The sequence below is a fragment of the Lacinutrix sp. genome, from assembly GCF_023299985.1.
Lineage (GTDB): Bacteria > Bacteroidota > Bacteroidia > Flavobacteriales > Flavobacteriaceae > Lacinutrix.
In genome coordinates this window covers 1-5,582 of sequence record NZ_JALZVX010000065.1, presented here as the reverse complement: position 1 = coordinate 5,582, position 5,582 = coordinate 1, and the positions used below count along the sequence as shown (strand labels likewise).

General features: G+C 32.5%; 5 protein-coding genes and 1 pseudogene. 5 read left to right on the top strand and 1 reads right to left on the bottom strand.

What is annotated here, in order from left to right; translation table 11 throughout:
• Positions 1-795: pseudogene (locus tag Q0C58_RS03400) on the bottom strand (hypothetical protein); the annotation flags it as partial.
• Between the two features lie 253 nt (positions 796-1,048).
• On the opposite strand from Q0C58_RS03400, the gene Q0C58_RS03395 reads away from it, so the two are divergent.
• The 5 genes from Q0C58_RS03395 to Q0C58_RS03375 form a co-directional block, all read left to right on the top strand.
• The gene (locus Q0C58_RS03395) at positions 1,049-2,077 is read left to right on the top strand and encodes a rod shape-determining protein (protein WP_290697526.1); all 1,029 of its coding nucleotides are present in this window, start codon (positions 1,049-1,051) and stop codon (positions 2,075-2,077) included.
• Positions 2,078-2,093: 16 nt separating this feature from the next.
• Positions 2,094-2,912 (top strand): rod shape-determining protein MreC, encoded by an 819-nt coding sequence (gene mreC / locus Q0C58_RS03390; RefSeq protein WP_290697524.1) that lies wholly within the window; start codon positions 2,094-2,096, stop codon positions 2,910-2,912.
• Positions 2,905-3,414 (top strand): rod shape-determining protein MreD, encoded by a 510-nt coding sequence (locus tag Q0C58_RS03385; RefSeq protein ID WP_290697522.1) that lies wholly within the window; start codon positions 2,905-2,907, stop codon positions 3,412-3,414. Before mreC ends, Q0C58_RS03385 begins: the two co-directional genes overlap by 8 nt.
• Positions 3,411-5,315: a penicillin-binding protein 2 gene (mrdA, locus tag Q0C58_RS03380; RefSeq protein WP_290697519.1), complete on the top strand. Its 1,905-nt coding sequence runs from the start codon at positions 3,411-3,413 to the stop codon at positions 5,313-5,315. The genes Q0C58_RS03385 and mrdA overlap by 4 nt, the downstream gene beginning before the upstream one ends.
• The coding region (locus Q0C58_RS03375) for an FtsW/RodA/SpoVE family cell cycle protein (protein ID WP_290697517.1) at positions 5,302-5,582 on the top strand (281 nt) is incomplete at its 3' end. The genes mrdA and Q0C58_RS03375, both read left to right, overlap by 14 nt.

Genomic DNA, 5,582 nt, shown 5'->3' with positions numbered 1-5,582 from the left:
TAAACAGCCTACTACATTGTCTAAGTTCATACCTGCTGCTAAGCCTGTTACTGTTCCAAAATAACTTACGTTATAGATATAACACATACCTGGTCCTGCATTATCAAAGTTTACCGCTTCTGGTGTTGGTGGTAATCCTAAGATCGTTCTTTGATCATCTGTTACTACCCATTGGCTTGTTGCGCCTACATTTCCTGTTACTGTAACTTCGCCTGCTGGAATATTATCTGCTTCTCCATCTACACAAAACTCGTAAGGCCCTCCTGCTAAGGTTCCTCCATTAGAAGCATCACATGCACTCCAAGCAGCGGCCGATCCACCAGAAGTTGTTGTATATGGAGCTGTCCCAGAAACAAAATTCATTGCACTAACCCAACGTCCAGCTGTAACTGCTTGACCAACTCTATCTTGATTTGCAGCACCATATTGCATATAAGCTAAAAGAACAGCTGGATCTGATGACCCAAATGTATTGATTGCAAATAAACCAACACCTTCTGCTGTTGCGCTAATGTTAAAGGTAAAACTAACACTTTCATTAGCAGAAAGCATATAATCACCACTATTTGGAGTTATACTACTTAATTGCCCATAATTACCAGGTCCTAAACATATCCAGTAATCAGTAATATTTTCCATAGACGATCCTGTATTAGTGATCGTTAGTTCGTTTGTTGTAGGATTCACACTAGTAAATGTGGCATTTTGCGCCATTAAGTTACTAGTCCCTAACACGAAAGACAGAAATGCTAAGTAAAGCATTTTCGTTTCTTTAAAAGGTAATTTTCTTTTCATTTGTTGTTTTTTTAGTTTAATGATCAAAATTAAAACAGAAGGTATGAAAAAACTGTTAGCTACCTAACACTAAACAAACTAAAATGTTAATTTTTTTATAAAAAAGAAAAAAATTATAAAGCCTGTTTATTATAGTCTGTATTTTACAATATAAATTCATTAGAGAAGAAGAATTTCTTTTAAACCTAATATATTGTTTACTTTTATTACATTTACAACAACTTTTAATAACTGCTATAATTACACTTAACACATGGGATTTTTTGACTTCCTAACAGAAGAAATCGCAATAGATTTAGGAACCGCAAATACATTAATTATCCACAACGACAAAGTTGTTGTAGATGCTCCTTCGATTGTTGCGAGAGATCGTATTTCGGGAAAAATAATTGCTGTTGGTCAAGAAGCCAACATGATGCAAGGAAAAACGCACGAAAACATCAAAACGATTAGACCACTAAAAGATGGTGTAATTGCAGATTTTGATGCTTCGGAGCAAATGATAAGCATGTTTATTAAAAACATTCCAGCGCTTAAAAAGAAATTATTTACACCATCTCTACGTATGGTAATTTGTATTCCTTCTGGAATAACAGAAGTAGAAATGCGAGCAGTAAAAGAAAGTGCAGAGCGTGTAAATGGTAAAGAAGTATATTTAATACACGAGCCAATGGCTGCAGCAATTGGTATTGGTGTTGACATCATGCAACCAAAAGGAAACATGATTGTTGATATCGGAGGTGGAACAACAGAGATTGCTGTAATCGCTTTAGGTGGAATTGTTTGCGACAAGTCTGTTAAAATTGCTGGTGATGTTTTTACAAACGATATTATTTATTATATGCGAACGCAACATAACCTTTATGTTGGTGAACGTACTGCCGAAAAAATAAAAATTCAAATTGGTGCTGCTACCGAAGATTTAGATTTGCCACCAGAAGATATGAGCGTTCAAGGACGTGATTTATTAACTGGAAAACCTAAACAAGTTCAAATTTCTTACAGAGAAATTGCAAAAGCTTTAGACAAATCTATTCTTAGAATCGAGGATGCTGTAATGGAAACATTATCACAAACACCTCCAGAATTAGCGGCAGATATTTACAATACCGGAATTTATTTAGCTGGTGGTGGTTCTATGCTTCGTGGTTTAGACAAACGCTTATCTCAAAAAACAGATTTACCAGTTTATATTGCAGAAGACCCGCTTCGTGCTGTTGTTCGTGGTACTGGAATTACCCTTAAGAATATTCCTAAATACAAAAGTGTATTGATTAAATAAAAACACGAAGAATTAAATGCAACAAATAGTAAACTTTATACTAAGAAACAAAACGTTTCTTCTGTTTGCATTATTGCTATTTATTTCGGTAATATTAACGATACAATCACATAGTTACCATAGAAGTAGATTTATCAATTCTGCCAATTTTTTAAGTGGTGGTGTTTACAATACTTCTAATACTGTTAGTGATTATTTTGGCTTAAAGGAACAGAACGAACTACTACAAGAAGAGAATAATATATTAAAGTCTATTCTTTTCAATGCTGAAAAAAATATTGATTCTAGTTTTATTGATAGTCTAAATTTTAAAAATCACTATAAATTTACAACTGCAAGAGTGCATAGAAACAGCTACTCTAAAACTAACAATATCTTACTTTTAAACAAAGGTAAAAACGATAGCATAAAACAAGATTTTGGTGTTGTTTCAAGTAAAGGTATTATTGGTATTATTGAAAAAACAAATGCCAATAATGCCACTGTACTCTCGATATTAAACACCACGAGTAGCATAAGTGCCCAACTAAAAAAGACCAATCATTTTGGTTCTTTAAAATGGGATGGCTTATCTCCAAACAATATTCAACTTTCTGAAATTCCTAAAATTGCACCTGTAGCATTAGGCGATACGATTGTTACTTCTGGTCGTTCTTCAATTTTCCCAAAAGATATTCCTGTTGGAATAATTTCTAATTTTAAACTAGATACCGCAGAAAATTATTATGAAATTGAAATCTCCTTATTCAACGACATGACAAATATTGAACATGTTTACATTATTGAAAATAAGGATGCAAAACACATTAAAAACTTACTAGATAAAAATGAATAATCTTTTATCTATACATACTGTTCGCTTTGTTGTTTTAATTTTACTACAAGTACTTTTATTTAGTAACATAAATTTTATGGGTTACATAAATCCATATCCTTATGTTTTATTTATTTTTCTGTTTCCAGTAAAGAATAATAGAATGGTTTTTATTCTAATAAGTTTTCTTTTGGGCTTGTTTATCGATATGTTTTTAGATTCTGGCGGAATTCATGCAGCAGCAGCTGTAACCATTGCATTTATTAGACCTGCAGCTTTAAAGTTTAGTTTTGGCGCTGTTTACGACCATCAAGCGGTAAAATTTAATAACGTAGATTTTGGGCAACGTGTTACCTACATTTCAATACTAACAATAATTCATCATTTTATTTTATTTTCACTTGAAATATTTAACTTTTCTAAGATACTTTTAGTGTTACAAAACACGTTATTCTCGAGTATATTCACTATTATATTATGTTTATTAATTTCAATAATTTTTAGTGGTTCTAATAAAAAATGAGACAATTTCTACTCTTTCTTTCTGTTATTCTAGTCGGTTTTGTATTTACCGCGAGGCTTTTCTACTTACAAATTTACACTTCTAATAGCGATAGTATTCTTGAAGATAATGCTATTAGAAAAGTTTACGATTATCCAAAAAGAGGCTTTGTTTACGATAGAAACGGAAAACTTTTAGTCGCCAACCAGCCATCTTACGATGTTATGGTTATTCCACGAGAAGTAGAATCTTTAGATACTATAGAATTTTGCGAATTATTAAAAATAGATAAAACGCGTTTTATCAGTCAGTTTGAAAAAGCTAAACGTTATTCTTGGCGCTTACCATCTCCTTTTGTTTCGCATTTATCTAAGGAAGACTATGCTGTACTTCAAGAAAAGATGAGAAAATTTAAAGGTTTTCATATTCAAAAACGTTCTTTGAGACAGTACGAAACTACAATTGGCGCTAACGTTTTAGGCGATATAGGTGAAGTTAATAATGCCAATATTAATAAAGATGCTTATTATAAAATGGGTGACCTTATTGGTAAACAAGGAATAGAAGCCTCTTATGAAAAAATACTTCGTGGAAGAAAAGGCTTAAAACTTATTCAAAAAGACATACATAACCGTAATATTGGATCTTATAAAAATGGAACATTAGATACTATTCCAGAACAAGGAAAAGACATAAAAATAACTATAGATTCTGATCTTCAAGCCTATGGCGAATGGCTCATGCAAAATAAACGTGGAGGCATTATTGCTATTGAGCCTAGTACAGGAGAAATTTTAGCTATGGTTGCTGCACCAACCTACAACCCTAACGATTTAGTTGGTAGAAAACGCTCTAAAAACTTTAATAAGTTGATAAGAGACACTATTGCAAATCCACTATTCAATAGAAGTTTATCGGGTGTTTATGAACCTGGATCTCCTTTTAAATTAGTAAATGCACTAATAGGACTTCAAGAAAATGTTATTACTACAAGCGAGACTATTACTTGCTACAAAGGCATGAAAAACGGAAATCGCTTTTTTGGTTGCCATTGTAATTATGGCGTAAGAAATAATTTAGAACGCGGTATTCAAGAATCTTGTAACGCTTATTTTGGAACCGTTTATCAACGTATTTTAGACAAAACAGGCTCTGCTTCTAAAGGTATTGATAATTGGAGTAAACACGTAAAAAGTTTTGGGCTTGGCAACTATCTTAATAACGATTTGTTTGTTGGACAAAAAGGATTAATTCCAAATCGTGCTTATTACAAGTATAAATACAAACGTAGTTTTTATTCTGGAAACACGATTTCTAATGCTATTGGTCAAGGAGACGTTCAAACAACACCTATTCAATTAGCAAACATGACTGCTGCAATAGCTAATCGTGGCTACTATTTCACACCTCATGTTATAAAAGAAATTGAAGGCGAAAAACTTCCAGATAATTTTACAATACCAAAATACACAACAATAGACAAACAACATTTTGATCCTGTGATAGAAAGTATGCTAAAAGTTTACACAAAAGGAACTGCTAAATCGCTACAAGTAAAAGGTCTTGAAATTTGTGGAAAAACAGGAACTGTAGAAAACTTTATGAGAATAGATAGTGTGAAAACACAATTAACAGACCACTCTATTTTTGTTGCTTTTGCTCCAAAAGATAATCCTAAGATAGCTTTAGCAGTATTCGTAGAAAACGGTTATTTTGGAAGTAGGTTTGCTGGTAAAATTGCGAGTTTAATGATTGAAAAATACGTAAACAAGACCATTTCTAGAAAAGATTTAGAACGCTGGCTACTAACGCATAGCTTAGAAAACGAATATGCTAAACCATATTCTGGTGAACCATTTAAAATTAATAGGGAATCTCAATTTCAAATTATCCCACTACCAGCAGACTATGAGGCAAACTGATAGACATTTTAAATTCGACTGGATTACCATTCTGCTCTTTTTTATATTGGCAGGTTTTGGTTGGCTAAATATATTATCTGCTTCGCATACTGGAGAAATAGTGGACTACTTTAATTTTACAGAATCTTATGGAAAGCAGCTTATATTTATTATTCTTTCGGTTGTTTTAATCATTCTCATGTTATCTATAGACGCTAAATTTTACGAGCGCTTTTCTAGTATTATCTATTTTGCTTCGTTACTTTCCTTGATTGGCTTATTTGTCTT

What these genes read in the sequence shown, in the direction of transcription:
- Q0C58_RS03395 (WP_290697526.1), top strand. Translation starts at nt 1,049, where the DNA reads ATGGGATTTTTTGACTTCCTAACAGAAGAAATCGCAATAGATTTAGGA.
- mreC (WP_290697524.1), top strand. Translation starts at nt 2,094, where the DNA reads ATGCAACAAATAGTAAACTTTATACTAAGAAACAAAACGTTTCTTCTG.
- Q0C58_RS03385 (WP_290697522.1), top strand. Translation starts at nt 2,905, where the DNA reads ATGAATAATCTTTTATCTATACATACTGTTCGCTTTGTTGTTTTAATT.
- mrdA (WP_290697519.1), top strand. Translation starts at nt 3,411, where the DNA reads ATGAGACAATTTCTACTCTTTCTTTCTGTTATTCTAGTCGGTTTTGTA.